Origin of the sequence: Noviherbaspirillum sp., assembly GCF_035944575.1 — a bacterium.
Lineage (GTDB): Bacteria > Pseudomonadota > Gammaproteobacteria > Burkholderiales > Burkholderiaceae_D > Noviherbaspirillum.
Window position 1 is genome coordinate 1 of sequence record NZ_DASZBA010000259.1, and the last position, 25,937, is coordinate 25,937.

The following is a 25,937-nucleotide window of genomic DNA, read 5'->3' on the forward strand; positions in this document are numbered from 1 at the left end:
CGCGTTGTCGAAGAATTTTACAGCGAGGGAGGACACATAGGGTAATGGAACAGGTCGGGAATGTAAGTCCTTGATTTTATTTAATCGATTTCCGGAATTTTGAATGGCATCAATATTGCTAGCAGAGAATAGTTGCAAAAGTTTATTCGAAGCACCCGGGAAGCAGCAATGACCTGGGATTCAGCCAACTGTAAATCAAAACCAAGAAACGATATGAAAAAACTGATCTCTTCCGCCCTGTTCACCATCGCCGCCTTGTCTGCGGGCGCCGCGCAAGCCATTCCGTCTCTCAGCTTCATCATCGACGGAGATACATTCAATAATCCCTATTCGATCACCAATAATTCGACCGCCGGCGAAACAGTGACCCGGTTCAGCCTCAACCTCGGGACAATCCCCTCCGGCGGCCCGTTTTGCTTTGATACCGTGAATGGCGGTCCCTGCAATCCGAGTCCTCAAAGCCCGACCCCATTTTCGCCAGTCGGCAGCACCGGCGTTACGACAGGTCTGACATCCCCGGCGGTTGTAAGCGATGGTGCGCAGATCCTCGACTTGTTCTTCAATGATTTCAATCCCGGCGAAACATTCAGCTGGAATATCGATATCGACAGCGCAAGCGCTTTCACCACACTGGGTAGCCAGTTGATCGGTGCGACTGCATTCGTCGATTTCTCGAACGGTCAGCGCCTTCTCGGTTCGCTGCTGGCCGTCGCCGGCAACCCGGATGCGACCCAGTTCACCGTTACCGGCGTCGTTCCGGTGGGCCGCGTTCCCGAGCCAAGCACGATGGCTCTGATGGCACTCGCCGGACTGGCTTTCCTGCGTCGCCGTAAGGTATAAGCGTCTACGCACATCCCGTTTCGGGTCGTCGCACAAAAATGCCGGGGTCATCCCGGCATTTTTATCTGGCGCAGTAATCCACGATTACTTCTGACAGCGCTCAAACACCCAGATATCCCACAAGCTGCTCCGGCGCCGCCGTCAATGTGGCCGATTCACCTTCAAGTACGATGCGGCCTTTCTCCAGCACGACCGCAATATCGGTGTGCGCCAGAACCGCCCGGTAGTTACGGTCGACGATCAACGTGCTGATGCCGGTTTCGCGGATCTGCGAAATTACCCGCCAGATTTCCTTCACAACGAGTGGCGCAAGTCCTTCAGTTGCTTCATCCAGAATGAGCAGGTCCGGATTCGTCATCAATGCGCGTCCGATCGACAGCATCTGCTGTTCGCCGCCGGATAGTTGCTGGCCTCCGTGGTCGAGTCGTTCGTTCAGACGCGGAAAGGTTTCGAGTACCCGTTCAAACGTCCAGTCGCGCCGGCCGGCAGGGCCTGGCCTGGCGCTCATAATCAGGTTTTCACGTACCGAAAGGTTGGGGAAGATGCCCCGACCTTCCGGCACGTACCCGATTCCCAGGCGCGCCATTCTTTCCGGTGCTTGCCCGGTCACATCCTTGCCGCGCCATGCGACCCTGCCCGATGCAGCAGGGACAAATCCCATGACCGACCGGATCATCGTTGTCTTGCCCATGCCATTGCGGCCCAGCAGACCGACCGCCTTGCCGGCGGGAATCTGCAGGTCGACGCCTTGCAGGATATGGCTGTCGCCGTAATAGGTGTTCAGTGAGGAGATCTGGAGCACGATGAGCCTTGCATTCAGGTGTGGGCATCACCCAGGTACGCGACCTGGACCGCTGGATTGTTCCGGATCGGTTCCGGGGCGTCGCTGGCGATGACCTCGCCGTTGACCATGACGGTGATGCGGTCGGCGACGCGGAACACGGCGTCCATATCATGCTCGACCAGCAGCACTGCGTGGGTTTGCTTCAGGCGCGCCAGCATGTTGAGCATGCGGTCGGTCTCTTCCGCCCCCATGCCTGCCAGCGGTTCGTCGAGCAGCAGCACGCGCGGGCGGGTTGCAAGGCACATGGCGATCTCGAGCTGACGTTTCCCGCCATGGCTCATGCTGCCGGCATTGGCATGGGCGGCGTCCGCCAGTCCGGCGGCTTCGAGTGCTTCATGCGCAATGTCGTTACTGAAGCCGCATTCACGTGCGGATTCCCAGATACGCCATGGACGCTGCAAGGCCGCCTGTGCCGCGAGACGGCAGTTTTCCAGAACGCTGAATGTTGGAAATATCGTGGTGCGCTGGTAACTGCGGCCTACGCCGAGCCGGGCGCGCCTGGGTTGCGGAAGGCGGGTGATGTCCTCGCCGGCGAGTTGAATGCTGCCTGCCGACACCGGAATTTCGCCGGACAACATATTGATCAGCGTCGATTTTCCGGCACCGTTGGTGCCGATCACCGCATGAACCTGGCCGGCATGCAGGCTGATCGTCACCTTGTCCACCGCTACCAGGCCGCCGAAGCGGCGCGTCAGGCCGGTCGCTTGCAACAGGGCGGGTGCTTGCGTCTGGCTCATTTCTTTTCTCCGTCAAAGCCGGTTTTTTCGCGCGCAGGTCTCCTGCCGCCCATGCGTGCCGCGTTCCTTATCCACTGGCCGATGCCGATCAGGCCGTGGGGCAGGAGGGCGACGAATAAAATCATGGTCAGGCCGAGCGTCAATTGCCAGCGTTGCGCAAATGCGCCCAAAATCGCTTCCGATGCATAGAATTCCTTGAGCAGCACGAATGCTACGGCGCCGATGACGGCACCCCGGAAGCTGCCGAGGCCGCCGAGAATAATCATCAGCAGTACCGCACCAGATTCATGCCAGGACAGCATCTCGGGGTTCACATAACCTGTTTTGGTCGCTTTGAGAAAACCTGCCAGGCCGGCGAGCATGCCAGCGATGACGAAGGCAGCAAGCTTGTAATAATAAGTATTGAAGCCCGCGGCCCGCATTCGCTGCTCGTTGACCCGGATACCCGCCAGAGCGTGGCCAAAGCGCGAACGCTCCAGCACCGCGAGAAATCCGTATGTAAATGCCAGCACTCCCAGCGCAAAAAAGTACATGTGGCCGCTCTTGTCGAGGTCGATCAGCGTCTTGCCGCCGATCTCCAGTGCCGGCCTGAGCGTCAGGTAGATGCCGTCGCTGCCGCCGCCGATCGGCGTGTCGTGGACCACGAAGTAGGCCATCTGCGCGAACGCCAGCGTCACCATGATGAAATAGACGCCTTTGGTACGCAGGCTGAGTGCGCCGACCGCGAGGGCATAGACGCCCGCGCCCAGAACTGCCATCGGCAGCAGCACCGCGATCGATCCGGCGGCGTCGTCGGGCGACAGCCTTGCGGCGACATAGGCGGCAATGCCGAAAAACGCGGCATGCCCGAGGCTGATCAGACCGGTTTTGCCGACCAGCAGTTCGAGACTGAGGGCAAAGATGGCGTAGACGATGATCGTCAATGCCAGATCCTGCATGTAGGAGGACAGCACGGAAGGCAGCGCCGCCAGCGCGGCGATCACGAGCACCGGGGTAAGCCAGCTCAGGCTGGTGCGCCGCGGCGTGCTGATGCGGGTCGCGGCGAGAGAAGTCGTGTTCATGGTCAGTAGCCTTTACTCTTCAGGCCCTCAGGCCGCCAGATCAGGATTGCGGCCATCAAAAGGTACACGCCGATGCCGCTGAGCTGAGCGAAGAAAACCTTACCGAAGGTGTCGACGAAACCGACCAGCAGGGCGGCGATCAGCGCTCCCGTGATGGAGCCGATGCCGCCGATGACGACCACAACGAAGCAGATGATGAGGATATGGCCGCCCATGCCGGGATAGACCGAGGTGACCGGCGCCGCGATCATGCCGGCCAGCGCGGCCAGCGCAACCCCGGCGGCGAAGACTGTGCGGTAAAGCAGCCGGATGTTGATGCCGAGCCCGCGCACCATGTCGCGGTTGCTCGCACCGGCGCGAATCATCATGCCGAGCTTGGTGCGGTTAACGACGTAGTAGAGGCCGATTGCCACGACCAGGCAGGCTGCCGAGGCGAACAGGTTGTAGATCGGATAGGTCATCACGCCGCCGAGGGATATGCCGCCGGAGAGCCAGTCGGGCGCCTTGACGCCGTGCACCTCGTTGCCGACCAGGATGCTGCGGCACTCTTCGAATACCAGGATCAAGGAGTAGGTCATCAGGACCTGCTGCAAGTGATCGCGTTGATAGAGATAGCTGAAAAATACCCATTCAAGGATGTATCCGAAAATGGCGGCCAATGCCACGCCGGCGAGCAATTGCAGAATGAACTGGTCGCCGAATAGCGGCGACAGCGAGAAGGCGAGATAGGCGCCGATCATGTAGAAGCTGCCATGAGCGAGGTTGATCACGCCCATGATGCCGAAAATGAGTGTCAGCCCGCTTGCCACGAGAAAAAGCAGCAGACCGTACTGGATCGCATTCAGGCACTGGACGAGGAAGGTTGGGAGATCCATGGTGGATGACGAGGCTTCATGCCCGATTGGTTGATGTGCAGCTATTGCTGTAATACGGCGCTTGCCCGTTCCCGCCGCGCAAACCTGATGCTTATGAGGCAGACAAACAGCTCAAATAAAGCAGGGTGCGCACGGCGCACCCTGCACGTAATACCGGGACAGCGTTACATTTTGCAGCCGCGGGCCGGATCGGCCAGCGACTTGATCGCCACGCCTTTCACTTCATTGTTTTTGCCATTCACCTGGCGCAGATAGATGTCCTGCACCGGATTATGGGCCGCCGACAGGCTGAAAGTCCCGCGCGGGCTGTCGATTTTCGCCTTGCGCATCGCTTCCTGCATCTGGTCGCGCTTGCTGATGTCGCCGTTGACCGCTTTCAATCCGACCGCCAGCAGTTGCGCCGCGTCGTAGCCCTGCACCGCATATACGTCGGCATTGGTCTTGTAGTTCTTCGCAAACGCAAGCCGGAAGGCATTGTCGCGCGGCGTATTCAGATTGTCGGCGTAGTGAAGCGTGGTCAGCATGCCTTGCGCCGCCTCGCCTTGCGCTTCGAGCGTGCCGTCGGTCAGGAAGCCCGGTCCGTACAGCGGGATGGTCTTGTTCAGGCCCGCCGCGACGTAATCCTTGACGAACTTGACCGCGCCGCCGCCGGCGAAGAAGGCATACACCGCATCCGGCTTCTGCGACGCGATCTGCGTCAGCAGGGCTTGGTATTCGACGTTCGGGAAGGGCAGGGTCAGGTTGTCGGACACTTTCCCGCCGCCTTTCTCGAATCCTTCGGTGAAACCTTTTACGGATTCATTGCCCGCGGCGTAATTCCAGGTGATCGTCATTGCGCGCTTGTGGCCTCGCTCCGCGGCCACCTTGCCCATCGCGAACGCCGGCTGCCAGTTGCTGAAGGAGGTACGGAAAATGTTCTTCGCGCACATGGCGCCGGTGATCACGTCGGCACCGGCGTTCGGGATAATGAGCAGCGTGCCGGTTTCCCGCGCGACCTTGGCCATCGCCAGTGCGACGCCGGAGTGTACGGTGCCGACCAGCACATCGACCTGGTCGCGCTTGATCAGCTTGTTGACGTTATCGGTTGCCTTGGCGGGATCGGATTCGTCGTCCACCTTGAAGTACTGCACGTCGCGGCCCGCCAGCTTGCCGCCCTGTTCATTGACATGCATCTTGAAACCGTTTTCGATCATTTCGCCGAGATTGGCGAAGGTGCCGGTTGCCGGCAGCATGAAACCGACCTTGATGGGCGCATTGCCTTGCGCGGCGGCCTGTCCGGCCGCGCCGAGAGCGGCGACCGCCAATGCGGCGACGGTTAGCTTAAAAGTGGTTTTCACACATGTCTCCTTGATTGTTGTTGGTAGGTACTTTACATCGAACGCAGAATAAAGCCAGCGACTGCGTTCATTGTCGCTTCCGGCTGGTCGCGGTGCGGCGAGTGGCCGCAGTCCGGTATGACGACGAGTTCCGCCTGCGCTACCTTTCTCCGGATGCCGTAGATCTGTTCCAGAGTGCCGTATTCATCGTCGGCTCCCTGAAGCGCCAGTACAGGACAGGCAATACGCGGCAATTCGGCCTCAATATTCCACGCCCGAAAAGCCGGGTCAAGCCAAATGTCGTTCCAGCCCCAGAACGCGGAATCGACATCGTCATGATAGCGTGCCAGCCGCTCCCGCACGCCCTTGTGGAGATAGGCCTCCCGCGCATCGCGGATGCTGTCGATGGTCAGATCTTCCACGAAGATATGGGGCGCCGCGACGGCGATGCCACTGACGCGTTCCGGAAACCTGGCAGCGTACAGAAGGCTGATGGAAGCGCCGTCGCTGTGGCCGAACAGAAACGGCCTGTCCAGGCCGAGCTGGCTGAACAGGACCGGCAGCACGTCATGGGCCTGCTGGTGCATGAAGTCCACGGGCCAGCGCTCCTCCGGCGGGCGCGGTGTCGAGCGGCCGTAGCCGTAGCGCGAAAAAACCAGCCCGGTAAAGCCGTTGGCGGCGCAGAACGATGCCGGAAAATCCTTCCAGAGGGCGATGGAACCGAGGCCCTCATGCAGAAATACGACGACCGGATAAGCGGATTCCCGGACACCGACGAATTGATATTCCAGCCGGACCGGCCTGCCGCGCCATTCGAGTTCGGCGAAACGCGTGTCGCCGGTATGCATGCCTTGTACCATCGTCGCTTTAGCCCTGTGCCCGCAGCTTGAATCGCTGAATCTTGCCGGTCGCCGTCTTCGGGAGGTCGGCGACGAAATGGATTTCGCGCGGATACTTGTGCGGTGCCAGCCGGCCCTTAACGAATTCCTTCAATTCATTCTCCAGCACCGGCGAAGCGCTGCGGCCATCGCGTAGCACTACATAAGCGACCGTCTTGGTCAGTCCGTGCTCGTCTGTCTGGCCGACGACCGCCGATTCCAGCACCGCCTGGTGCGCAATCAGCGCCGACTCGACCTCGATGGGCGATACATACTGTCCGCTGACCTTCAGCATGTCGTCGCTGCGGCCTGCATAGGTATAGAAGCCGTCGGCGTCCACCGTATATTTGTCGCCGCTCTTGACCCAGTCGCCGAGAAAGGTGCTGCGGCTTTTCTCGCGGTTGGTCCAGTAAAACAGCGCCGCGCTCGGTCCCCGGATATACAGGTCGCCCACCTCGCCGACGGGCACCGGCTGCATCTGGTCGTTGCGCAGTTCGACATCGTATCCCGGCACAGGCCGACCCGTGGAGCCGTACCGCACGTCGCCTTCCCGATTGGAGACGAAGATGTGCAGCATTTCCGTCGATCCAAGGCCATCGAGGATGTCGCAGCCGAAATGTTTGCGGAACTGCTCACCCACCTCCTTCGGCAACGCCTCTCCGGCGGAAGCACAGATCCTCAGTGCCACGGCGTTTCCCGACGGCAGCTCGGTTGAAGCCAGCATGGCGACGAAGAGGGTGGGCACACCGCAGAACACGGTCGGTTTCTGCTCCGTGAGCCGCTTGAACACCGCAGCAGGCGTGGGGCGTTCCGCCATCAGGACCACCGTGGCGCCGACGCTGAGCGGGAACGTCAGGCCGTTGCCGAGTCCATAGGCGAAAAACAGCTTCGCGGCCGAGAACACGATATCGTCGGACCGGACGCCGAGGATCGGCTTGCCATACAGCTCCGCCGTCCAGTAAAGGTTGCCATGGGTGTGCACCGTGCCTTTCGGGCGGCCGGTGGAGCCGGAGGAATAAAGCCAGAAGGCAATGTCATCCGCATGCGTGTTTGCATTTGCTTCCGCGCCGAGCGGATCGCCGGCAAGCAGATCGGAAAACCCGCGGCAACCGGACGGCGCGGCATCGATGCCGGAAACGAACACCGGCACATCGATTTGTGCCATGGAAAGGGCTTCTCTCAGGGCGGGCAGCAGCGGCGCGGACACGATGACCGCCTTGGCGCCGCTGTGCTCAAGCATGTAGGCATAGTCGGTCGCGGGCAGCAGGGTATTCAGCGGCACGGCGACGATGCCGGCGAACAAGGCGCCAAGAAACGCCACCGGCATATCCACAGTATCGTGCATCATCAGCAGGACCCGCTCTTCGCGGCGCAAGCCGCTTTGCAGCAGACCGGCGGCGCAGCGCCTTATTCGCTGGTCGAGTTCGCCGTAGGTGATGCGGGTCGCGTCATCGATATATGCCACCTTGTCAGGATGGTTGGCGTTGATGTCGAGTAGGTGCCGGCTGAAGTTGAAACGCTGTGGCAACGCGCTGTTCGACTGCTGCATGTCTGTCTCCTGGAGTGATCAGGCGCGGCTCGCGGATTTCACGTGGCGGTTCGTCCGATTGACGCGCCATTCTTCTCATGCGAGACGCCCGTGCGCCTTAGGCCGCTGCGCGTGTAAAGGTAATTGCGCCTTGCGGCAGCAGATAAAGAATCAAGGCTTTTCCCGTGGTTACCGTCGGACTGTGGGCGCTGCCAGCCTCATAGACACACCATCCGGCGGGGCGGGAATCGAATTCGGCGCCGGAGGTAAGCGGCATGATCAGATCGATCTCGCCGTTTGGGTGTGCATGATGCGGACCCGCTAGATTTTCCATTTCCACGACATCCACGCTGAAACCATGGGTCCTGTCGGTTGCTTTCAGGACGCGGCCGTAGCGGATGCCGCCGCCTTCCCGGGTGCACATCCAGCCGGCCGTGACTGCATCCCGGCAGGTATCGAAAATCTTGTCGTACAAATCACTGCCGGGGCCGTATTGCGTGTTGAGGAATGCTTCGAGCGAGGCATCGAGTGGCCGGCCGGCGATCTCTTGCGTCAGCCCGGCAATGAGGCGTTCAAACTCCTGCACGGATGATTCGGACGAATTCATCATTTACATCTCCTCGCGATTGCTTTTATAGTGCGCAGACCGCTTTGGGTACCTGCACCATTTGCATTATCCGTTTTATATTGCTGTTGAAACGAGTGTATATGTAATATCTTGCAGATGTCAAGGCGATGGAGCATACTATATTTCATGTCTTTTCCAATCATTGCATTGTATGAAAAATCCACCCGACCTGAATAATATGGATAAGAGCGCCGTCGTGGCCGCGCGGGTGGATGAGGAAAAAGACCCTTTTCTTATTTCGCTGGGCGAACGGGTGCGGGCGCTCCGCGCGCGGCGCGGCCTCACCCGAAAGGCGCTGGCGCGTCTGGCAGACGTCTCCGAGCGCCATCTGGCCAATGTCGAATCCGGCGTCGGGAATGCATCGATTCAGTTCCTGCGCCAGCTCACCGCCGTCCTCAACTGCACACTGGCGGAAATGATCGGCGACGAGACGGCGAGCTCTCCCGAATGGCTGATGATCCGGGAGATATTGCGCGGCCGTTCCGACGAAGAGCTGGCCATGGCCCGCACTACGCTTGCCAGCGTATTCGATGCGCCCACCAGCGAATCCGCCCGGCGTGACCGCATCGCCCTGATCGGGTTGCGCGGGGCCGGAAAGTCCAGCATCGGCCGCATGCTGGCAGACCACTGGATGGTGCCGTTCATTGAACTGAGTCGCCAGATCGAAACCTTGGCCGGATGCAGCGTTCCGGAAATCCATGCGCTTTACGGTCCCAATGCCTATCGCCGTTATGAATACCGGGCGCTGGAGGAAACCATACGCCGCTGTCCGCGGGCGGTGATTGCAACGCCGGGCGGCATCGTGTCCGATCCGGCAACCTTCAACCTGCTTCTGTCGCATTGCTATACGGTATGGCTGAAAGCTTCCCCCGAGGAACATATGAGCAGGGTCGTGGCCCAGGGCGACACCCGGCCGATGTCCGGCAACCGCGAGGCGATGGAGGATCTGAAGAACATCCTGGACAGCCGGGCGCAGTTTTACTCGAAGGCCGACCAGACGTTCGATACCAGCGACATGACCCAGGAGTCGGCATTCTTCGGCCTGCTCGACAAGTTACGCTCGGGCCTGCAACCGCAGCTCTGATGATGGCAGGAAAGGGGTCCGGAGCGACCTTCCGGTAACCGCGATCGATTTTCACTTGAATGCACTTTCATGCTTGACTCGCCATTATGCATGCAATATAGTGCTTCTACGACGAGATGCAGCATAATGCCTTTGAGGAGCGCAACGCCATGACAGTGCAAGTGAACTACGAAACCTCACCCGACAACTACAAGCACTGGACGATATCGGTCGACGGCCAGATCGCCACGCTATCGATGAATGTGAATGAGGATGCCGGGCTGAAGGAAGGCTACAAGCTCAAGCTCAACTCCTATGATCTTGGTGTCGACATCGAGCTGTACGATGCGGTCCAGCGTATCCGTTTCGAGCATCCCTCGGTGCGCACAGTCGTTATCACGAGCGCGCGCGACCGCATTTTCTGCTCCGGTGCGAACATCTTCATGCTCGGCAAGTCCTCGCACGCATGGAAAGTCAACTTCTGCAAATTCACCAACGAAACCCGCAACGGACTTGAAGACTCCAGCCGCAATAACGGCCTGAAATTCGTTGCCGCGGTCAATGGCGCCTGCGCTGGCGGCGGATACGAGTTGGCGGCGGCATGCGACGAAATCATTCTGGTCGACGACCGCTCTTCGTCGGTCAGTCTGCCCGAAGTGCCATTGCTCGGTGTTCTGCCCGGCACCGGCGGATTGACCCGTCTGACCGACAAGCGCAAGGTGCGTCATGACCACGCGGACATCTTCTGCACCACGTCGGAAGGCGTGCGCGGCCAGCGTGCCAAGGACTGGCGCCTGGTGGACCATATCGCCAAGCCGGCGCAGTTCCAGGAAACCGTGCGTGCCCGCGCCGAAGCGCTGGCAGCCGCCAGCAGCCGTCCGGCGGACGCAAAGGGCGTGAAGCTGATTCCGCTTAACCGCAAGCAAAGCGACAACGGCGTCGACTATGACTATGTGACGGTCGCGATCGACCGTGCCGCCCGTACCGCGACATTGACGGTAAAAGCGCCTTCCTCCGCGCAGCCGACGGACATTGCGGGAATTGAAGAAGCCGGGGTGCAGTGGTGGCCGTTGCAGATGGCGCGCGAGCTCGACAATGCCATCCTGCATCTGCGCACCAACGAACTCGACATCGGCACCTGGCTGCTCAAAAGTTCGGGCGACCCGCAGGCGGTGCTGGCGGTGGACGAGGTGCTGGCATCAAACGGCAGCCACTGGCTGGTTGCCGAAACCATTGGCCTGCTGCGGCGCACGCTGGCACGCCTCGATGTGTCGTCCCGTTCGCTGTTTGCACTGATCGACGAAGGCTCCTGTTTTGCCGGCACGCTGTTCGAAGTGGCGCTGGCCGCCGATCGCATCTACATGCTTGCCTTGCCGGACGAGCCGGAGAAGGCCCCTCGCATCGTAGTGTCGGCATTGAATTTCGGCACCTATCCCATGGTGACGGGCCAATCCCGTATCGGTCGCCGGTTCTACGACGACGAGGCGGAAGTTGGCGCGGCGCGTGCAACCATCGGGCAGGCGCTCGATGCAAAACAGGCAATGGACCTCGGCCTGATCACCTACGACCCGGACGATCTCGACTGGGCTGATGAAACACGGCTGGCGATCGAAGAGCGCGCCAGCATGTCGCCCGATGCATTGACCGGCATGGAAGCCAATCTGCGCTTCAACGGCAAGGAAACCATGGAAACCCGGATCTTCGGCCGCCTGACCGCATGGCAGAACTGGATTTTCATCCGCCCGAACGCAGTGGGCGACCTGGGAGCGCTAAAGGTCTACGGCTCCGGCAACAAGGCGCAATTCGATCTCGATCGAGTTTGATAACCGACGACGCGGTGCGGATGGCGCACCCTGCGTTCCCTACCGTATTTCATGTCTGAACAACATTAAAGGACCCCACCGTGAGCACGATCAACTACAGCGAAAAGATTCCGAACAACGTCAATCTTTCCGAAGACAAGACGCTGCAGCGCGCGCTTGAACACTGGCAGCCGAACTACATCAACTGGTGGAAGGATATGGGTCCGGAAGGAGCGCAAACCCATGACGTGTATCTGCGCACGGCGGTCAACGTGACACCGGAAGGCTGGGCACATTTCGATTACGTGAAGATGCCCGACTATCGTTGGGGCGTATTTCTTGCCCAGCCTGAACAGGACCGCAAGATCAACTTCGGCGAGGAAAAAGGCAAGGCCGCATGGCAGGAAGTGCCGGGCGAGCATCGCGCGAATCTGCGCCGCATCATCGTCACCCAGGGCGACACCGAGCCGGCCTCGGTCGAGCAGCAGCGCCACCTCGGCCTGACGGCACCGTCGCAGTACGACCTGCGCAATCTGTTCCAGATCAATGTGGAGGAAGGACGACACTTGTGGGCGATGGTGTACCTGCTGCACAAATACTTCGGCCGCGACGGACGCGAGGAAGCGGAAGCACTGCTGCACCGCAATTCCGGCGACCAGGACAATCCACGTATCCTTGAAGCATTCAATGAAGAAACGCCGGATTGGCTGGCGTTCTACATGTTCACCTATTTCACTGACCGCGACGGCAAGTTCCAGCTCAACGCGCTGGCCGAATCCGGCTTCGATCCGCTGTCGCGCACCACGCGCTTCATGCTGACCGAGGAAGCGCACCACATGTTCGTCGGCGAGTCGGGTATTTCCCGTGTGCTCCAGCGTACCTGCCAAGTGATGAAAGAGCACGGCATCGAGGACCCGGAACAGGTACGCGCCAAGGGCGTGATCGATTTGCAAACCATCCAGCGCTACCTGAACTTCCACTTCAGCGTGACCGTCGATCTGTTCGGCGCGGACCAGTCGTCGAATGCAGCGAATTTCTATACATCGGGCCTGAAAGGGCGCTACGAGGAAACCAAGCGCGACGATGATCATGTGCTGAAGAACAACCAGTACAAAATTCTTGAAGTGCAGAACGGCAGCCTGGTGGAACGCGAAGTGCCGATGCTGAATGCATTGAACGAGGTATTGCGCGACGATTTCATCCGCGATTCGGTTGCCGGCATCGGCCGCTGGAACCGAGTCATTGAAAAAGCCGGCCTGCCTTTCCGTCTCATGACCCCGCACAAGGCATTCAACCGCCATATCGGTACCTTTGCCAACATGCGGATTTCGCCGGAAGGCCGGGTGGTTTCCGAAACGGAATGGCAGGCAAATGTACGCAATTGGCTGCCGACCGAGGAAGACCGCGCCTACGTCGCATCGTTGATGGGCCGCGTGATCGAGCCGGGCAAGATGGCGAACTGGATCGCGCCGCCGCCTGTAGGCATCAACCGCCAGCCGATCGATTTCGAATACGTGCGTTTTAACTGATCGGACCAACCGAGAAGACTTTCCATGAATGCTCCAGAACAGATCGTATTGATAAAGCAGCACCTGATCGATCCCGAGATTTGCATTCGCTGCAACACCTGCGAGGAGTCCTGTCCGATCGATGCGATCACTCACGATGACCGCAACTATGTCGTCAAGGCGGACGTTTGCAATGGGTGCGGCGCCTGCATCTCGCCGTGCCCGACCGGGGCGATCGACAACTGGCGCACGATGGCCAAGCAGTCGGCCTATTCGATCGAAGAGCAGCTCACCTGGGACGAACTGCCGGCCGAGAAGGCGCTGGAAGAGAGCGTCCTGACGGTGATCGAGCATGAGAACGAAGCCGAGGTCGCATCGGAGAACCTGCAGCACAATGCGGCGGTGTCTGCCAGCTCGCCGACACCGCCGTGGTCCGCCGCCCACCCGTACCTGAACCTGTACACACTGAAAAACCCGATCACCGCGACGGTCGCCGGCAATTTCCGGCTGACCGCGCCGGACGCGCAAAGCGATGTCCGGCATATCGTTCTGGACTTCGGCACGCAGGTCTTTCCCGTGCTCGAAGGCCAGTCGATCGGGATTGTCCCGCCGGGCGTGGATGGGGGCGGCAAGCCGCATTACATCCGCATGTATTCGATCGCCAGTCCGCGCGACGGCGAACGCGAGGGATATAACAATCTTTCGCTGACCGTTAAGCGGGTGGTGGAGGACTACGACGGCAAGCCGGTGCGCGGCGTCTGTTCCAACTATCTATGCGATCTGCAGAAAGGCGATACGGTACAGGTGACCGGTCCGTTCGGCGCCAACTATCTGATGCCGAACCATGCCGGTTCCAACATATTGATGATCTGCACCGGCACCGGATCGGCGCCGATGCGCGCCATGACCGAGCACAGGCGGCGCTTCTATGCCAAGGGCAAGCCCCAGGACGGCAAGCTGATGCTCTTCTTCGGTGCGCGCAAGCCCGAGGAATTGCCTTATTTCGGCCCGCTGCGCAAGCTGCCGCCGGATTTCATCGACATGCATCTCGCGTTTTCCCGCATGCCTGACGAACCGAAGGCCTATGTGCAGGACAAGATGCTGCATGCCGGGCCGGCGGTTGCCGAGCTGCTGAAGGGAGACACCTACATCTATATCTGCGGGCTGAAGGGCATGGAGAAGGGCGTGATGGATTCGCTGCAGGCGATTTGCGCGTCACATGGCATGGACTGGTCCGAGATGCATCCGCGGATGGTGAAGGAAGGGCGGTTTCATGTGGAGACGTATTAGATGTACGGCCACTGGTTGAAAGTTTGAAGGAAAGGTTTCTTCTTCCTCTTCGGGAGAAGGAACCGGCATGCAACTTGCTGTACTTCAATACGCTTGGCGATCTGCTTTGCGCTTTGCCCGCTTTCCGAATGGCGCTATTCTCGCAGACACAATTCATCGGACGACCCGCCCATGCCCATTTCCCTCCCGCTCCAAACCACCAACTTCCGCGTCGATATCGAAGCCGACGGCATCGCTTACCTGATTTTCCAACCTGCGAACGGCATGCCGGTCACCGACGCCACCGGTCATGCCGAACTGGCGACGATCTGGCGCATCCTGAACAAACGTGACGATGTCCGGGCGATCCTGGTGCGCAGCGAAGGAAAGGCATTTTGCGCCGGTGGCGATCTTGGCATGGTCGAGGACATGCTCGGGTCTGAAGCCACCCGCATGCGGGTAATGGGTGAAGCGCGCGAGATCGTGCAGGGTATGCTCGATTGCGACAAACCCATCGTTTCCGCCATCAACGGCGCCGCAGTGGGCGCCGGCCTCGCGGTGGCGTTGATGGCTGACATTTCTATAGCAGCCCGCAATGCGAAGCTGATCGACGGCCATACGAAGCTGGGCGTTGCCGCCGGTGATCACGCAGCCGTCATCTGGCCGCTGCTGTGCGGCATGGCGAAGGCCAAGTACTACCTCCTGCTCTGCGAAACCGTCAGCGGCGAGGAAGCGGAGCGCATCGGCCTGGTCAGCAGGACGGTGGATGCGGATGAATTGCAATCCCAGGCATTGGAGGTGGCGCAGAAGCTTGCTGCCGGCAGCCGTTTTGCTTTGGCGGCGACGAAGCGCTCCCTGAATCACTGGCTCTATGCCGCCTGGCCCGCATTCGAAGCCTCGCTGACAGCGGAGATGATGGGCTTCGGGCAGTCGGATGCACGTGAAGGATTAGCAGCCATCAGGGAAAAGCGCAGTCCTGTATTCCGTGATGGCGCACCATGAAGTTTGCGGAAATCACAACCGGCAAGCGTATCCTGCTCGGCCCGGTGACGGTCGACGCCGAAGAAATTATTGACTTCGCGAAACGCTACGACAATCAATGGTTCCATACCGATCCTCAGCAAGCCGACGCCGGTCCGTGGAACGGGTTGATTGCAAGCGGATGGCATACTTGCAGTCTTGCGATGAAGCTCGTCAGCAACGGCGTGCTCGCGGATTCGGAATCGTATGCCTCACCCGGATTGCAATATCTGAAATGGCCGAACCCGGTGCGTCCGGGTGACGCATTGACGCTTGAATTGCAGGTCAAGGAATCCCGTGTGTCGTCCGCCAAGCCGTGGTTGGGCATCGTCCGCTGGCAATGGGTCATGCGGAACCAGCACGGCGTCGACGTGCTGGACCTCGAAGCCACCAGCATGTTCAAGATCGCCGAGGCGGAATCCGGGCCGGAGGCTGCATGAATAAGCGCATCATTCCCATCACCGCCGCACCCGCCAGCCGGGAACGCAAGCGCCAGGCGCCGAAAGGGCGTCGGGTCGACCCCGCCGCACTTGCGGAAGTTCGCGGCCTGCTCGGCACTGCCCCGCGCAGGCGCGATCTCCTGATCGAGTATCTGCACCTGATCAACGACCGCTACAAGCAGCTTTCAACCCGGCATCTGGCGGCGCTGGCACAGGAGATGGGACTGGCGCAGGCGGAGGTGTATGAAGTCGCGAGCTTTTACCATCATTTCGAGATTGTGAAAGAGGGCGACGAATCTGGGACGCATGCAGTGACGGTCCGGGTATGTGAAGGGCTGTCCTGTGAACTTGCCGGTGCATCATTGCTGCTGGAGAAGTTGCCCGCACTGCTGGGGCCGGGAGCAAGGGTGGTATCCGCGCCCTGTGTCGGGCGCTGCGAACAGGCGCCGGTTGCGGTCGTCGGACAGAACCCCGTCGCGAAGGCGAGCAGCACTTTGATTAGGACGCTGGTTGACGCAAACGAAATACAGGACGGCACCGCAGAGGCCGCAGCGGATTACGATAGTTACCGCGCCGGAGGCGGCTATGCTCTGCTGCAGGAATGCGTGTCCGGCCGCCGCAACGTCGAAGCGGCCATCCGCGAGATGGAGGATTCCGGCCTGCGAGGGCTCGGCGGCGCGGGTTTTCCCGCAGGACGAAAATGGCGCATCGTGCGCGGTGAGCCCGGGCCGCGGTTGATGGCAGTCAACATCGATGAAGGCGAGCCCGGCACCTTCAAAGACCGCACCTTTCTCGAACGCGATCCGCACCGCTTCCTCGAAGGCATGCTAATCGCCGCATGGGCGGTCGGCATCGATGCAATCTACATTTACCTGCGTGACGAATACCATGGTTGCCGCGCCATGCTCGAACGGGAACTGGCAAGGTTGCGCAACGACCCGCCGGTTTCCGGCATGCCGGATATCCATCTGCGGCGTGGCGCCGGCGCGTATATCTGCGGCGAGGAGTCGGCGATGATCGAGTCGATCGAAGGCAAGCGCGGCATGCCCCGCCTGCGGCCGCCGTATGTTGCGCAGGTCGGGCTATTCGGAAGGCCGACACTGGAACACAATTTCGAAACCCTCTACTGGGTGCGCGAAATACTCGAAAAAGGCGGCCAATGGTTTGCATCCCACGGCAGGCATGGACGCAAGGGCTTGCGATCGTTTTCGGTATCGGGCAGGATCAACAAACCCGGGGTGCACCTTGCCCCGGCCGGCATCACCATCGGTGAGCTAATCGACGAATACTGCGGCGGCATGCAGGAAGGCCATCGTTTCTATGCCTATCTGCCGGGTGGCGCTTCGGGTGGCATTCTGCCGGCGAACATGCATGACATTCCGCTGGACTTCGATACCCTGCAACCCTACGGCTGCTTCATCGGATCGGCGGCGATCATCGTGCTGTCCGACAAGGACAGCGCCGTCGGCGCGGCGCGCAACCTGATGCGCTTCTTCCGCGATGAATCCTGCGGACAGTGCACGCCATGCCGTGTCGGCACGGCCAAGGCGCTGCATCTTATCGAACAACCGCAGTGGGACACGGCGCTGCTGGCCGAGTTGTCGGCGGTAATGCGGGACGCGTCGATCTGCGGGCTGGGACAGGCGGCGCCGAATCCGGTCGATTGCGTCATCCGCTATTTTCCCCATGAACTCGTCGATACCCGGATGGAACAGTCATGAATGCCGTCACCAGGCAAAACGCACGGCAAAGCGCCGCGGAATCCGTCTGCTTTACGCTCAACGGCAGGGAAGTCATCGGCAGAACGGATGAAACCCTGCTGAAGATTGCCGAGCGCGAGGGTATCGAAATTCCTCGGCTGTGCTACATGGATGGTCTGGACACCGCCGGCAACTGCCGCGCCTGCGTGGTCGAGATCAAGGGCGAGCGGGTGCTGGCGCCGTCCTGCTGCCGCGCGCCGGCTGCCGGCATGGAAGTCGTCACCGACAATGATCGCGCCGTATCGGCCCAGAAAATGGTGCTGGAACTGCTTCAGACCGACATGCCGGAAGCCTCCTATACCCGAAATAGCGAACTCGATCACTGGTCGCGCAAGATGGAGCTCGGCAAGCCGCGCTTCGCCCCGCGTGCGCGGATAGCCGCCGATCTGTCGCATCCCGCCATTGCCGTCAATCTCGATGCCTGCATCCAATGCACCCGCTGCGTGCGCGCCTGCCGCGATGAGCAGATGAACGACGTGATCGGGCTGGCATTGCGCGGCGAACAGGAAAAGATCGTCTTCGATATGGACGACCCGATGGGCGCATCCACCTGCGTCGCCTGCGGCGAGTGCGTGCAGGCCTGCCCGACCGGCGCGCTGACGCCGGCGGGCGCGGGAGCCATGCCGGAACCGGAAAAACGGGTCGATTCCCTGTGCCCGTATTGCGGTGTCGGCTGCCAGCTTACCTATCATGTTCGCAACAACAGAATCCTCTACGTCGAAGGCCGCGACGGTCCGGCCAACCAGAAGCGCCTGTGCGTCAAAGGCCGCTATGGTTTCGACTATGCGCATCATCCGCAGCGGCTGACCAGACCGCTCATCCGCCGGCCAGACGCACCAAAGCGTGGTGACTTCACCATGGACCCGGACAACGTGATGCAGGTTTTCCGGGAAGCGACCTGGGAAGAGGCGCTTGCCCTGGCCGCAGGAACGCTTGCCACGATCCGCGACCAGTACGGCGGCAAAGCCTTGGCTGGCTTCGGCTCCGCCAAGTGCAGCAACGAGGAAGCCTATCTTTTCCAGAAACTGGTACGCACCGGCTTCGGCAGCAACAATGTCGACCATTGCACCCGGCTCTGCCATGCGTCGTCGGTGGCGGCACTGCTGGAAGGTATCGGGTCCGGCGCGGTATCCAATCCGGTGATGGATGTGACAAAAGCGGAAGTCGTCATCGTGATCGGCGCGAACCCGACGGTGAACCACCCGGTCGCCGCAACCTGGATCAAGAACGCCGCCCGCAATGGCACCCGGCTGATCGTCGCCGACCCGCGCCGGTCGGAGCTGTCGCGCATCGCCCATCGCTTCCTGCAGTTCAAGCCGGACACCGATGTCGCGTTGCTCAACGCGATGATGCATGTGATCGTGCATGAAGGCCTGGTTGACGAGGCATTCATCGCCAGCCGCACCATCGGCTATGAGGAGTTGCGCGCCAACGTCGACGGCTACAGCCCCGAAATGATGGCGCCCATCTGCGGCATCGACGCCGAAACAATCCGGTATGTGGCGCGCCTGTATGCAACATCGAAGGCATCGATGATTCTCTGGGGCATGGGCATATCGCAGCACGTGCACGGAACCGATAATGCACGCTGCCTGATCGCGCTCGCGCTCATGACCGGGCAGATCGGGCGGCCCGGGACCGGGCTGCATCCGCTTCGCGGCCAGAACAATGTGCAAGGCGCATCGGATGCAGGCCTGATTCCGATGATGTATCCGGACTACCAGCGAGTGGATCATGCGCCAGCCAGGGAAAAGTTCGAGAAATTATGGGGCATGCCATTGGACGGCCAGCCCGGGCTTACCGTCGTGGAGATCATGCATGCGATCAGGCAGGGCAGGGTGAAGGGCATGTTTATCATGGGCGAAAACCCGGCGATGTCCGATCCCGATGCCAACCATGCGCGCGAATCGCTGGCAGCGCTGGAGCACCTCGTGGTGCAGGACATTTTCCTGACCGAGACCGCCTACCTTGCAGATGTTGTGCTGCCAGCATCGGCATTTGCCGAAAAGACCGGCACCTTCACCAATACGGACCGGTTGGTCCAGCTTGGCAGGCAGGCGATCGATCCGCCGGGGGAGGCGAAGCAGGATCTATGGATTCTGCAGGAGATCGCGCGGGGCATCGGACTGGATTGGCGCTATGGAGATGTATCGGAAGTGTTCGACGAGATGCGCAGGAGCATGCCCAGCATCGCCGGGATTACCTGGGAGCGGCTCGAACGCGAGCATGCCGTGACGTATCCCTGCGAAACGGAAGGGGCACCAGGACGGCCGGTGGTGTTTACCGACCGGTTTCCGACGCAGAGCGGCCGCGCTCGCTTCGTGCCGGCTGACATCATCCCGGCGGCGGAACGCCCGGATACCGAGTATCCGCACGTCCTGATCACCGGACGCCAGCTTGAGCACTGGCACACTGGCAGCATGACGCGGCGCGCCGGTGTGCTCGATGCACTTGAACCGGACCCGGTGGCACAGGTGCATCCGCTCGACCTCGCCGATCTCGGCGCGGTACCAGGCGACCTGATCACCCTGGAGTCGCGTCGCGGCAAGGTCTCGCTGTATGCGCGTGCCGACGACAGCTCACCGCGAGGCGCGGTGTTCGTGCCGTTCTGCTATTACGAAGCGGCGATCAACAAGCTCACCAACGCCGCGCTTGACCCATTCGGGAAGATCCCGGAATTCAAGTATTGCGCGGTCCGGATCAGCCTTGGCGGGGTGCCTCCGGAGCAGGGGAGTTTCGGGGGTGGGGTACTGCGAAGCGCGGCGAATGGTTGAGAGACCGCTGCTTGGGAGCCTTTCAATTCCTGTGCATTTTACGTCGGTAGCCGCCCCTGACATTCATGCGGGTTTCAGCCCTATCCACCATGCTCGCGGACGCCGGCGACGCTGCACCCGCCACGGGCGAGCACTTCCCACGCAACGTCTCGAACGGTAAACGCAAATGCCGCATTGGCGGCGGCGATCCCGCACCATTGCAGCAGCCCGCCATCCAAGCCCCTGCCGGGCGTGGCGATCGCACCGCTTTGTGCTTGCCGCGTGACGCATGGATCGCCCGTCGAACCTGCAAGGCACGACGTGCTGCCGTTGATCCACGGATTCAAGGATGGATCGCTCCAGGAAACCAAAGCGCCCGTGGTCGCCCACCAGCTGCCACCGTCGGTCGCGCAAGCCTTGCTCGGGCATGTGCGATGCCGTGATTTGAAGGGATAAATGGTGGAGGCGGAACCTTTCGTGGTCGCCGCGTCACTCACGAGGCAAACAATCCTTGAAGAAATTTCATGATTCCGCCGTATATTCCCCCGACACACCCGCACGCCTACACAACGTCCTCTTCAGCGGCTGCAGACTCGTCCTGCAATCATGCTTTGGCAGACGCACGGCATCAGCGTACGCAACCTCCACCAGCCGAATCACCGCCGGCGCGCCGTCGGAGAATCGAGCATGCCTCTGTCGCAATGCAGCAGCAAGCGCGCCAGGCCCTGGCCGGCAACCGGACCGCGTGGCCCGAGCCGGTGCGGGCTGCCGCGAATCAGATTACCTATTTCGAGCAGCAATCGCAGATGCGCTGTCTGCAGCATGCCTACAACAACCTGTTCGGCGGGTGGCATCTTGTGTTGCCCGGGAGTGAAGCCAAGGCGGGCGCCGACTTTGACATCATTAGCGACCTGACTTCGTCGCAAGTCGTGCCGATGCTGCGCCTCGTGCTCGACGCCGATCAGCTCCAGGCGCTGGTGCCGGAGTTGGTCGCGCATATCGACCGGATGATTATCTTCGACGGCAATGTGAACAACGGGCAAGGGCATTATCAGGCGCTACGCCGGATCGATGGCCATCATTTCCTGCTCGACTCTCTGCGGGAGGGACCGCAATGGCTGTCGAATCCGGCCCAGTTTTTTCAGCAAATCCAGCACAGCACCGGAGGCCTGATGGCGGCCATCCCGCAAGACAGCTCCCCGGTTATTCTCCACCATATCGATTTTCTGTCGCGCCAGATCAACCAGGATATTGCCCGGGCGCTGGGCGATCTGTACGGCACGCAGCCGATCGCCGGCTTGAGCAACTATCTTGCTACGCGAGGTAGTACCGCACCTAACGCAGAGGATCTGGTCGGATATTTCCACCAGCTGGGTACGGAGGCCGGGGCGCTGTCTGGCGTTGCAGTAACAGGCGACCGCCTGTTTCTTCTGACGCGGACGGCACCGTACCTGATTCCAACGTTTTTCGACGCTGGCAGCGGCACCTGGCAAGCACGCGTGCCGGCAGAAGGCGCAGGCCGGATGGAAACGCGGCCGCTGCAGGCGGTATTGAACGCGCAGCAGGCTAACTACGACCAGCAATTCGCCCAGGCGGCCACCGAGCAAAGGCGGCAGGAAATTGCCAGCGAGCGCCAGCAAGTGGCCACGATCTGGCTCGGCTCCTGGCCGCCCGGTTGGCCGCCGCGTCCAACGCCGGCGGCAAGCGCCGCATCGTCGGTCCAGGCGCGGCATGGCATGCCGGATGCCGAACCGCCGCCCTCAGCACGAAACCGCGCCACCGCGGGACGCAAGCGCAAGACGAATCCGCTCCAGACACAGTACCGTGCCGCCCAAGAAGAAAAGTCAAAGCAGGCTGCTACCGGCGCGCGAGCAGAAAACACCTCGTTGCTTCTGCAATACGCTTCTGACCAGGCATTGCAGCGCGTGGCGGTACTGGCTCGTGCGCTCGGCATGACGACGCAAACTATCGACACTTGGCTCGACGGCATGTGCAAGCAAGGTTTCATCACCAGATACACGCCCGAACTGGTCGCCTCCAAGAAAGTGGTGCTGGCGACTTGCCTGCAGCTGATGGTAAATGAGGGCAGGGGCGATGCCGCGCGCACGCTGCTGGCAGCGAAGCCGCCGGTCACGGTCCAGACGCTGCTGGCCGAGCTGCCGGTACAAGCAGCCGCCTTGCGGAGCAAAATCACGGACAAGGAATGGCAGGTCATCGAGGAAAAGTCGAAAGGGTATAGTTTGATGGCGCTGATGGCGCTGTCGGCGGAGTTGACTGCGTATGATCCTGCCGCTCTCGTCCGGTGCGCAAAGAGCACTCATACGTACCTGGAACTGGTTGCCCTTACCAATGTTGCCGACAGTCACATTTCGTCCATCAGTCCGGCAGATCGCATCAGCATAGCTGCTCATTCTGGTGGATGGAAGAATCTGGAAGCAGCCGTCGATTATCTAAAATGGCTGACGAACGAGCGGACCACCCTAGAAGCAAATGTCTTGGCACAAGGGCGGCCTCTTGCCCAGAAAGAGATCGAACAAGAGATCGACCGCGCGCTTGCGCCTTACACCATTGCTATGGACGACATGGTGCGCATTGTGTCGCATGGAGGCGGCTCGAAGAACCTGCAAGCGGCCATCGCCTACCTGGACAAGATGTCGACCGAGCGGACTACCCTGGAAGCGAATGCCTTGAAACAGGGAAAGCGCCTTACCCAGAAAGAGATCGACGACGCGCTGGCGCCTTACACCATCGGCATGAAGGACATGGTGTGCATTCTGTCGCATGGAGGCGGCTCGAAGAATCTGGAAGCGGCCATCGGCTACCTGGACCAACTGCGGACCCGGCGGACAACCCTGAAAACCGATGATCAGATCGACGACGCGCTGGCGCCTTACACCATCGCCATGGAGGACATGGTGGGCATTCTGTCGCATGGAGGCGGCTCGAAAAATCTGAAAGCGGCCACCGCTTACCTGGACAAGCTGTCGACCGAACGGACCACCCTAAAAGCGAATGCCTTGGCCCATGGACTGCCCCTTAGCCGGAAAGAGATCGACCAAAAAATCGACCGCGAGCTGGCGCCTTTCACCATCCCTATGGCGAAATTAATCAGCATCGTGGGCAGCGAAGGTGGATCGGGACGATTAAGTAAGCGGCTAAAAGAAATGAATTTTCAGTAAATAAGAAACCGATCGCGGCAGATGGGAATGCTCCCGGTCATCGTAACGGTTGCCGGCTTGTCTCAATGCAGGCCGATGCGTTGCTACGTAATATCCTCCCGGCATAATCTCTTAATGGAAATCCAAACGTCCCGCGCAAGTAGATGCTTTCCAGGTTGGTCGGTGCGATGCGGCGCAGGTCGTCCGGCGATAGCTTCTCGCTGTCGACATCGGTGCAGCCATGCGTGTCGAATCCAAGCCGGTCGATGGGTGCCAACCTGGCGTCTTTTGAGCGGAATCGGCATGTCGTGGATGATGGCCCAGTGATCCTGCACACGGGTGTAGTTACCGATCGAGGCTGTGCACCGGCCCGCACCTGCCGCACTGTTCTCTACGATTCCAGGCCCGTCATGTCGCTCAATGCCAGGTCAGTCTTTGCGGCAAGCATTCATAGCTTCACGGATACATTAGATCTCAGCCGCGACATCGCCACTAATTCGGCCCGCTCCGTTCGACAAAAATCTGGTCCGACCCGCATTTGCTGGTCGGCTCCGGCGCCGGCTTTGCCCCAGCGGCGAGCTTTTCTATTCCCCCATCAGTGCGAAACCCCAGCGGCAGGCTGATCCGCACTTCCTGCAGAAAGCGGCCCTTCGTACAAATCAGCGTGATCTTGCCGGCGATCTCTTCGCCGTGGCTGTTGCGCACGTGCTCGAAAAACTTCTTCGCCGAGATCGCCCTGCCGATGTTTTCCCGCAGATAGCGCCCGGCCGCGGAATCGTTGACGACGCGGACGGCATCGACTGCGGTTAGAAAGTAAGCGTCATCATCAAGATTCTGGCAGGTGCCGTGCTTCTTCCACTCGTAAGCCCCGAACTTGGTTTCAAAGAAGAAGTTCGGCATCCATGGGGCGATTTTCTCGATCGTGGCCTTTTCCAGTTGCAGCGCCGGGCCGGGGCAGTTTCCATAGCTGGTCCCGCAGCTCTTCCGGTTCGGCCACAAACCATGCAAGGTGAGATGGCTGGTCTCCAGCCTGCGGCTGGACAGCGCGTCGCACTCCGGCTTTTTTCCCTCATAGGGGAAGTGCTCGCAAAAGCCGGGTTGCCAGCTCATCGCCAGCACATAGCTGTCGTGCTGGTTTTTGATATTGCATTGCCTGCTGTCGCGGGCAGCCTGTTCCGTTGCGGCGCCAAGCTGTGCGGTGCCGCAGTCGCGTGAGACCCAGCGCGGCGAGTCCGAAGCGCCCGGGATGTGAATCCGTATCCATTCCCAGTTTCTGCTGTTGATTTCCGTTACATCGTAGGTATTTCCCGGCACGGTCTTCACTTGGCCGGGGTTGGTCTGGTTGCGGAAGGAACGGAAGGCGTCGCAGGCGCGACTCGCGGTGAACGTGCCGGAGGCTGCTTCACTGGCGTTAACGGGAACAGCGACGGAAAACGAAAGTAGGGGAAAAAGAAGGCTACTGATAAAACGAGGTAACTTGGATGACATTGCAGCGGCTCCGTTCTGACTATCCGCAACGGCGGAGGATCGATTATTTTCAGAAACAGGATTACACCGCAGGACACGCGTCTGCGCCAGTCCTTCATCAAAACGGGAGGCTTCTCCGAAGGCCGAAGCCTCCGGAGAAGAAAGTGCGGGGTTTAGTGGATGCTCTGCTGGCCTGGGAGGGTGCCGAACGATGAGTCGCCCGACTCAAGCTTGCCGGACGAAGCAGCCGTATTGCTGCCCTGCGTATCGGTGCTGGTGGCCGCCTTCGCAACCTGGTTGGCCTCCTGCTTGGCGGCCTCGGCGATGCGTTGAGCCGATTGCTTGAGGGTTTCCGCCTGAGCGCGTGCAGTTTCCTTGGCGCGTTCCATCAGCTTGTCACGCATGTCACCCATCAGCTCCTGCTCGCGGCGGGTCGGTTTCAGCGTAGCACCGATGGCCGCGCCCAAGGCGATACCCACCACGCCGATGATCAGTGGCTGCTCTTCGATCATACGTTCAACTTCGCCGCGCGCCCGGGTGTACTGCTGCTGCGAGCGTTGGCCCATTTCGTTCATGCGTGCCTGGGCAACGCCGGCGGATTCTTTCAAGCGCTGGGTCATTTCATTCATGCGGGCTTGTGCCGCGCTCCTGGATTCCTGAACGCGCTGGCCGACCTGGCTCATCCGGGCCTGTGCAGCACCGGTCGACTCCTGGAGCTTGCTGCGGGCGGTGTCGCTCATCTGCCTCACGCGGTCTGAGATCGGAGAGCTTTCTGTCGGGTACGTTGTTGTGTACTCATACTTCGGTGTTGACCTGCTCTTCATCATCCTGCTTATCAGAAAGCCCGCCACCAGTGTGCCGATCAGGACCGTGCCCGGCGCCTCACGCACGTAATTCTGCGCTCTTACGAAGGTGGTGTTGGAACCTGTCGTGCCCGAATATCCGGTATCGGAATAACCGCTGGTCGAGTACCCGCCGTTTGCCCGGTTC

21 protein-coding genes are annotated in these 25,937 nt (G+C 60.5%); 10 read left to right on the forward strand and 11 right to left on the reverse strand.

The annotated features are described in order from the left end of the window. Positions 1 to 213 precede the first annotated feature (213 nt). Positions 214 to 840 (forward strand): PEP-CTERM sorting domain-containing protein, encoded by a 627-nt coding sequence (locus VGU61_RS21435; RefSeq protein ID WP_326861347.1) that lies wholly within the window; start codon positions 214 to 216, stop codon positions 838 to 840. Between the two features lie 100 nt (positions 841 to 940). On the opposite strand, the gene VGU61_RS21440 is transcribed toward VGU61_RS21435, so the two are convergent. From VGU61_RS21440 to VGU61_RS21475, 8 genes are all read right to left on the reverse strand, one after another. Next, positions 941 to 1,642: an ABC transporter ATP-binding protein gene (locus tag VGU61_RS21440; protein ID WP_326861348.1), complete on the reverse strand. Its 702-nt coding sequence runs from the start codon at positions 1,640 to 1,642 to the stop codon at positions 941 to 943. 14 nt (positions 1,643 to 1,656) lie between these two features. After that, on the reverse strand, positions 1,657 to 2,421 hold the full coding sequence (locus VGU61_RS21445; RefSeq protein ID WP_326861349.1) for an ABC transporter ATP-binding protein: 765 nt from the start codon (positions 2,419 to 2,421) through the stop codon (positions 1,657 to 1,659). Beyond that, positions 2,418 to 3,482 (reverse strand): branched-chain amino acid ABC transporter permease, encoded by a 1,065-nt coding sequence (locus tag VGU61_RS21450; RefSeq protein WP_326861350.1) that lies wholly within the window; start codon positions 3,480 to 3,482, stop codon positions 2,418 to 2,420. The genes VGU61_RS21445 and VGU61_RS21450 overlap by 4 nt, the downstream gene beginning before the upstream one ends. 2 nt (positions 3,483 to 3,484) lie before the next feature. Continuing rightward, positions 3,485 to 4,357 (reverse strand): branched-chain amino acid ABC transporter permease, encoded by an 873-nt coding sequence (locus tag VGU61_RS21455; RefSeq protein ID WP_326861351.1) that lies wholly within the window; start codon positions 4,355 to 4,357, stop codon positions 3,485 to 3,487. Between the two features lie 164 nt (positions 4,358 to 4,521). Continuing rightward, positions 4,522 to 5,661, reverse strand: coding sequence for an ABC transporter substrate-binding protein (locus VGU61_RS21460; protein ID WP_326861365.1), 1,140 nt, complete (start codon positions 5,659 to 5,661; stop codon positions 4,522 to 4,524). 65 nt (positions 5,662 to 5,726) lie between these two features. Further along, positions 5,727 to 6,521, reverse strand: a complete 795-nt coding sequence (locus tag VGU61_RS21465; protein ID WP_326861352.1) for an alpha/beta hydrolase — start codon at positions 6,519 to 6,521, stop codon at positions 5,727 to 5,729. Positions 6,522 to 6,540: 19 nt separating this feature from the next. Then, positions 6,541 to 8,100 (reverse strand): benzoate-CoA ligase family protein, encoded by a 1,560-nt coding sequence (locus VGU61_RS21470; RefSeq protein ID WP_326861353.1) that lies wholly within the window; start codon positions 8,098 to 8,100, stop codon positions 6,541 to 6,543. A 97-nt stretch (positions 8,101 to 8,197) separates the two neighbouring features. Continuing rightward, entirely contained in the window at positions 8,198 to 8,689 is a 492-nt protein-coding gene (locus tag VGU61_RS21475) for a DUF4863 family protein (protein WP_414691681.1), read from the reverse strand. Between the two features lie 196 nt (positions 8,690 to 8,885). Here VGU61_RS21475 and VGU61_RS21480 point away from each other — a divergent pair, with 196 nt between their 5' ends. From VGU61_RS21480 to fdhF, 8 genes are all read left to right on the forward strand, one after another. Continuing rightward, the gene (locus VGU61_RS21480) at positions 8,886 to 9,791 is read left to right on the forward strand and encodes a helix-turn-helix transcriptional regulator (RefSeq protein ID WP_326861367.1); all 906 of its coding nucleotides are present in this window, start codon (positions 8,886 to 8,888) and stop codon (positions 9,789 to 9,791) included. A gap of 149 nt (positions 9,792 to 9,940) precedes the next feature. Beyond that, positions 9,941 to 11,593: a 2,3-epoxybenzoyl-CoA dihydrolase gene (gene boxC, locus VGU61_RS21485; RefSeq protein ID WP_326861354.1), complete on the forward strand. Its 1,653-nt coding sequence runs from the start codon at positions 9,941 to 9,943 to the stop codon at positions 11,591 to 11,593. A gap of 80 nt (positions 11,594 to 11,673) precedes the next feature. After that, positions 11,674 to 13,101, forward strand: coding sequence for a benzoyl-CoA 2,3-epoxidase subunit BoxB (gene boxB, locus VGU61_RS21490; RefSeq protein ID WP_326861355.1), 1,428 nt, complete (start codon positions 11,674 to 11,676; stop codon positions 13,099 to 13,101). A gap of 24 nt (positions 13,102 to 13,125) precedes the next feature. Then, on the forward strand, positions 13,126 to 14,370 hold the full coding sequence (gene boxA / locus VGU61_RS21495) for a benzoyl-CoA 2,3-epoxidase subunit BoxA (protein ID WP_326861356.1): 1,245 nt from the start codon (positions 13,126 to 13,128) through the stop codon (positions 14,368 to 14,370). A gap of 171 nt (positions 14,371 to 14,541) precedes the next feature. Continuing rightward, entirely contained in the window at positions 14,542 to 15,351 is an 810-nt protein-coding gene (locus VGU61_RS21500; RefSeq protein WP_326861357.1) for an enoyl-CoA hydratase/isomerase family protein, read from the forward strand. Continuing rightward, a complete protein-coding gene (locus VGU61_RS21505) occupies positions 15,348 to 15,809 on the forward strand; it encodes a MaoC family dehydratase (protein ID WP_326861358.1) in 462 nt (153 codons plus the stop codon). Before VGU61_RS21500 ends, VGU61_RS21505 begins: the two co-directional genes overlap by 4 nt. Next, entirely contained in the window at positions 15,806 to 17,530 is a 1,725-nt protein-coding gene (locus VGU61_RS21510; RefSeq protein ID WP_326861359.1) for an NADH-ubiquinone oxidoreductase-F iron-sulfur binding region domain-containing protein, read from the forward strand. The genes VGU61_RS21505 and VGU61_RS21510 overlap by 4 nt, the downstream gene beginning before the upstream one ends. Continuing rightward, the gene (gene fdhF, locus VGU61_RS21515) at positions 17,527 to 20,343 is read left to right on the forward strand and encodes a formate dehydrogenase subunit alpha (protein WP_326861360.1); all 2,817 of its coding nucleotides are present in this window, start codon (positions 17,527 to 17,529) and stop codon (positions 20,341 to 20,343) included. The genes VGU61_RS21510 and fdhF overlap by 4 nt, the downstream gene beginning before the upstream one ends. An 80-nt stretch (positions 20,344 to 20,423) precedes the next feature. Here fdhF and VGU61_RS21520 read toward each other — a convergent pair whose 3' ends face one another. After that, a complete protein-coding gene (locus VGU61_RS21520; protein WP_326861361.1) occupies positions 20,424 to 20,669 on the reverse strand; it encodes a hypothetical protein in 246 nt (81 codons plus the stop codon). 354 nt (positions 20,670 to 21,023) lie between these two features. Here VGU61_RS21520 and VGU61_RS21525 point away from each other — a divergent pair, with 354 nt between their 5' ends. Then, positions 21,024 to 23,501 carry a hypothetical protein gene (locus VGU61_RS21525; RefSeq protein WP_326861362.1) on the forward strand — a complete coding sequence of 826 codons (2,478 nt, stop codon included), beginning with the start codon at positions 21,024 to 21,026 and terminating at the stop codon, positions 23,499 to 23,501. Between the two features lie 471 nt (positions 23,502 to 23,972). On the opposite strand, the gene VGU61_RS21530 is transcribed toward VGU61_RS21525, so the two are convergent. Next, positions 23,973 to 24,968: a ribonuclease T2 family protein gene (locus VGU61_RS21530; protein ID WP_326861363.1), complete on the reverse strand. Its 996-nt coding sequence runs from the start codon at positions 24,966 to 24,968 to the stop codon at positions 23,973 to 23,975. Between the two features lie 152 nt (positions 24,969 to 25,120). Then, on the reverse strand, positions 25,121 to 25,937 hold an 817-nt coding region (locus tag VGU61_RS21535; RefSeq protein ID WP_326861364.1), incomplete at its 5' end, for a hypothetical protein.

Excerpts from the sequence above, each read along its gene's own strand:
- VGU61_RS21435 (WP_326861347.1), top strand. The coding sequence starts at position 214 with ATGAAAAAACTGATCTCTTCCGCCCTGTTCACCATCGCCGCCTTGTCT.
- VGU61_RS21445 (WP_326861349.1), bottom strand. The coding sequence starts at position 2,421 with ATGAGCCAGACGCAAGCACCCGCCCTGTTGCAAGCGACCGGCCTGACG.
- VGU61_RS21450 (WP_326861350.1), bottom strand. The coding sequence starts at position 3,482 with ATGAACACGACTTCTCTCGCCGCGACCCGCATCAGCACGCCGCGGCGC.
- VGU61_RS21455 (WP_326861351.1), bottom strand. The coding sequence starts at position 4,357 with ATGGATCTCCCAACCTTCCTCGTCCAGTGCCTGAATGCGATCCAGTAC.
- VGU61_RS21465 (WP_326861352.1), bottom strand. The coding sequence starts at position 6,521 with ATGCATACCGGCGACACGCGTTTCGCCGAACTCGAATGGCGCGGCAGG.
- VGU61_RS21470 (WP_326861353.1), bottom strand. The coding sequence starts at position 8,100 with ATGCAGCAGTCGAACAGCGCGTTGCCACAGCGTTTCAACTTCAGCCGG.
- VGU61_RS21475 (WP_414691681.1), bottom strand. The coding sequence starts at position 8,689 with ATGATGAATTCGTCCGAATCATCCGTGCAGGAGTTTGAACGCCTCATT.
- VGU61_RS21480 (WP_326861367.1), top strand. The coding sequence starts at position 8,886 with ATGGATAAGAGCGCCGTCGTGGCCGCGCGGGTGGATGAGGAAAAAGAC.
- boxC (WP_326861354.1), top strand. The coding sequence starts at position 9,941 with ATGACAGTGCAAGTGAACTACGAAACCTCACCCGACAACTACAAGCAC.
- boxA (WP_326861356.1), top strand. The coding sequence starts at position 13,126 with ATGAATGCTCCAGAACAGATCGTATTGATAAAGCAGCACCTGATCGAT.
- VGU61_RS21500 (WP_326861357.1), top strand. The coding sequence starts at position 14,542 with ATGCCCATTTCCCTCCCGCTCCAAACCACCAACTTCCGCGTCGATATC.
- VGU61_RS21505 (WP_326861358.1), top strand. The coding sequence starts at position 15,348 with ATGAAGTTTGCGGAAATCACAACCGGCAAGCGTATCCTGCTCGGCCCG.
- VGU61_RS21510 (WP_326861359.1), top strand. The coding sequence starts at position 15,806 with ATGAATAAGCGCATCATTCCCATCACCGCCGCACCCGCCAGCCGGGAA.
- fdhF (WP_326861360.1), top strand. The coding sequence starts at position 17,527 with ATGAATGCCGTCACCAGGCAAAACGCACGGCAAAGCGCCGCGGAATCC.
- VGU61_RS21525 (WP_326861362.1), top strand. The coding sequence starts at position 21,024 with ATGCAGCAGCAAGCGCGCCAGGCCCTGGCCGGCAACCGGACCGCGTGG.
- VGU61_RS21530 (WP_326861363.1), bottom strand. The coding sequence starts at position 24,968 with ATGTCATCCAAGTTACCTCGTTTTATCAGTAGCCTTCTTTTTCCCCTA.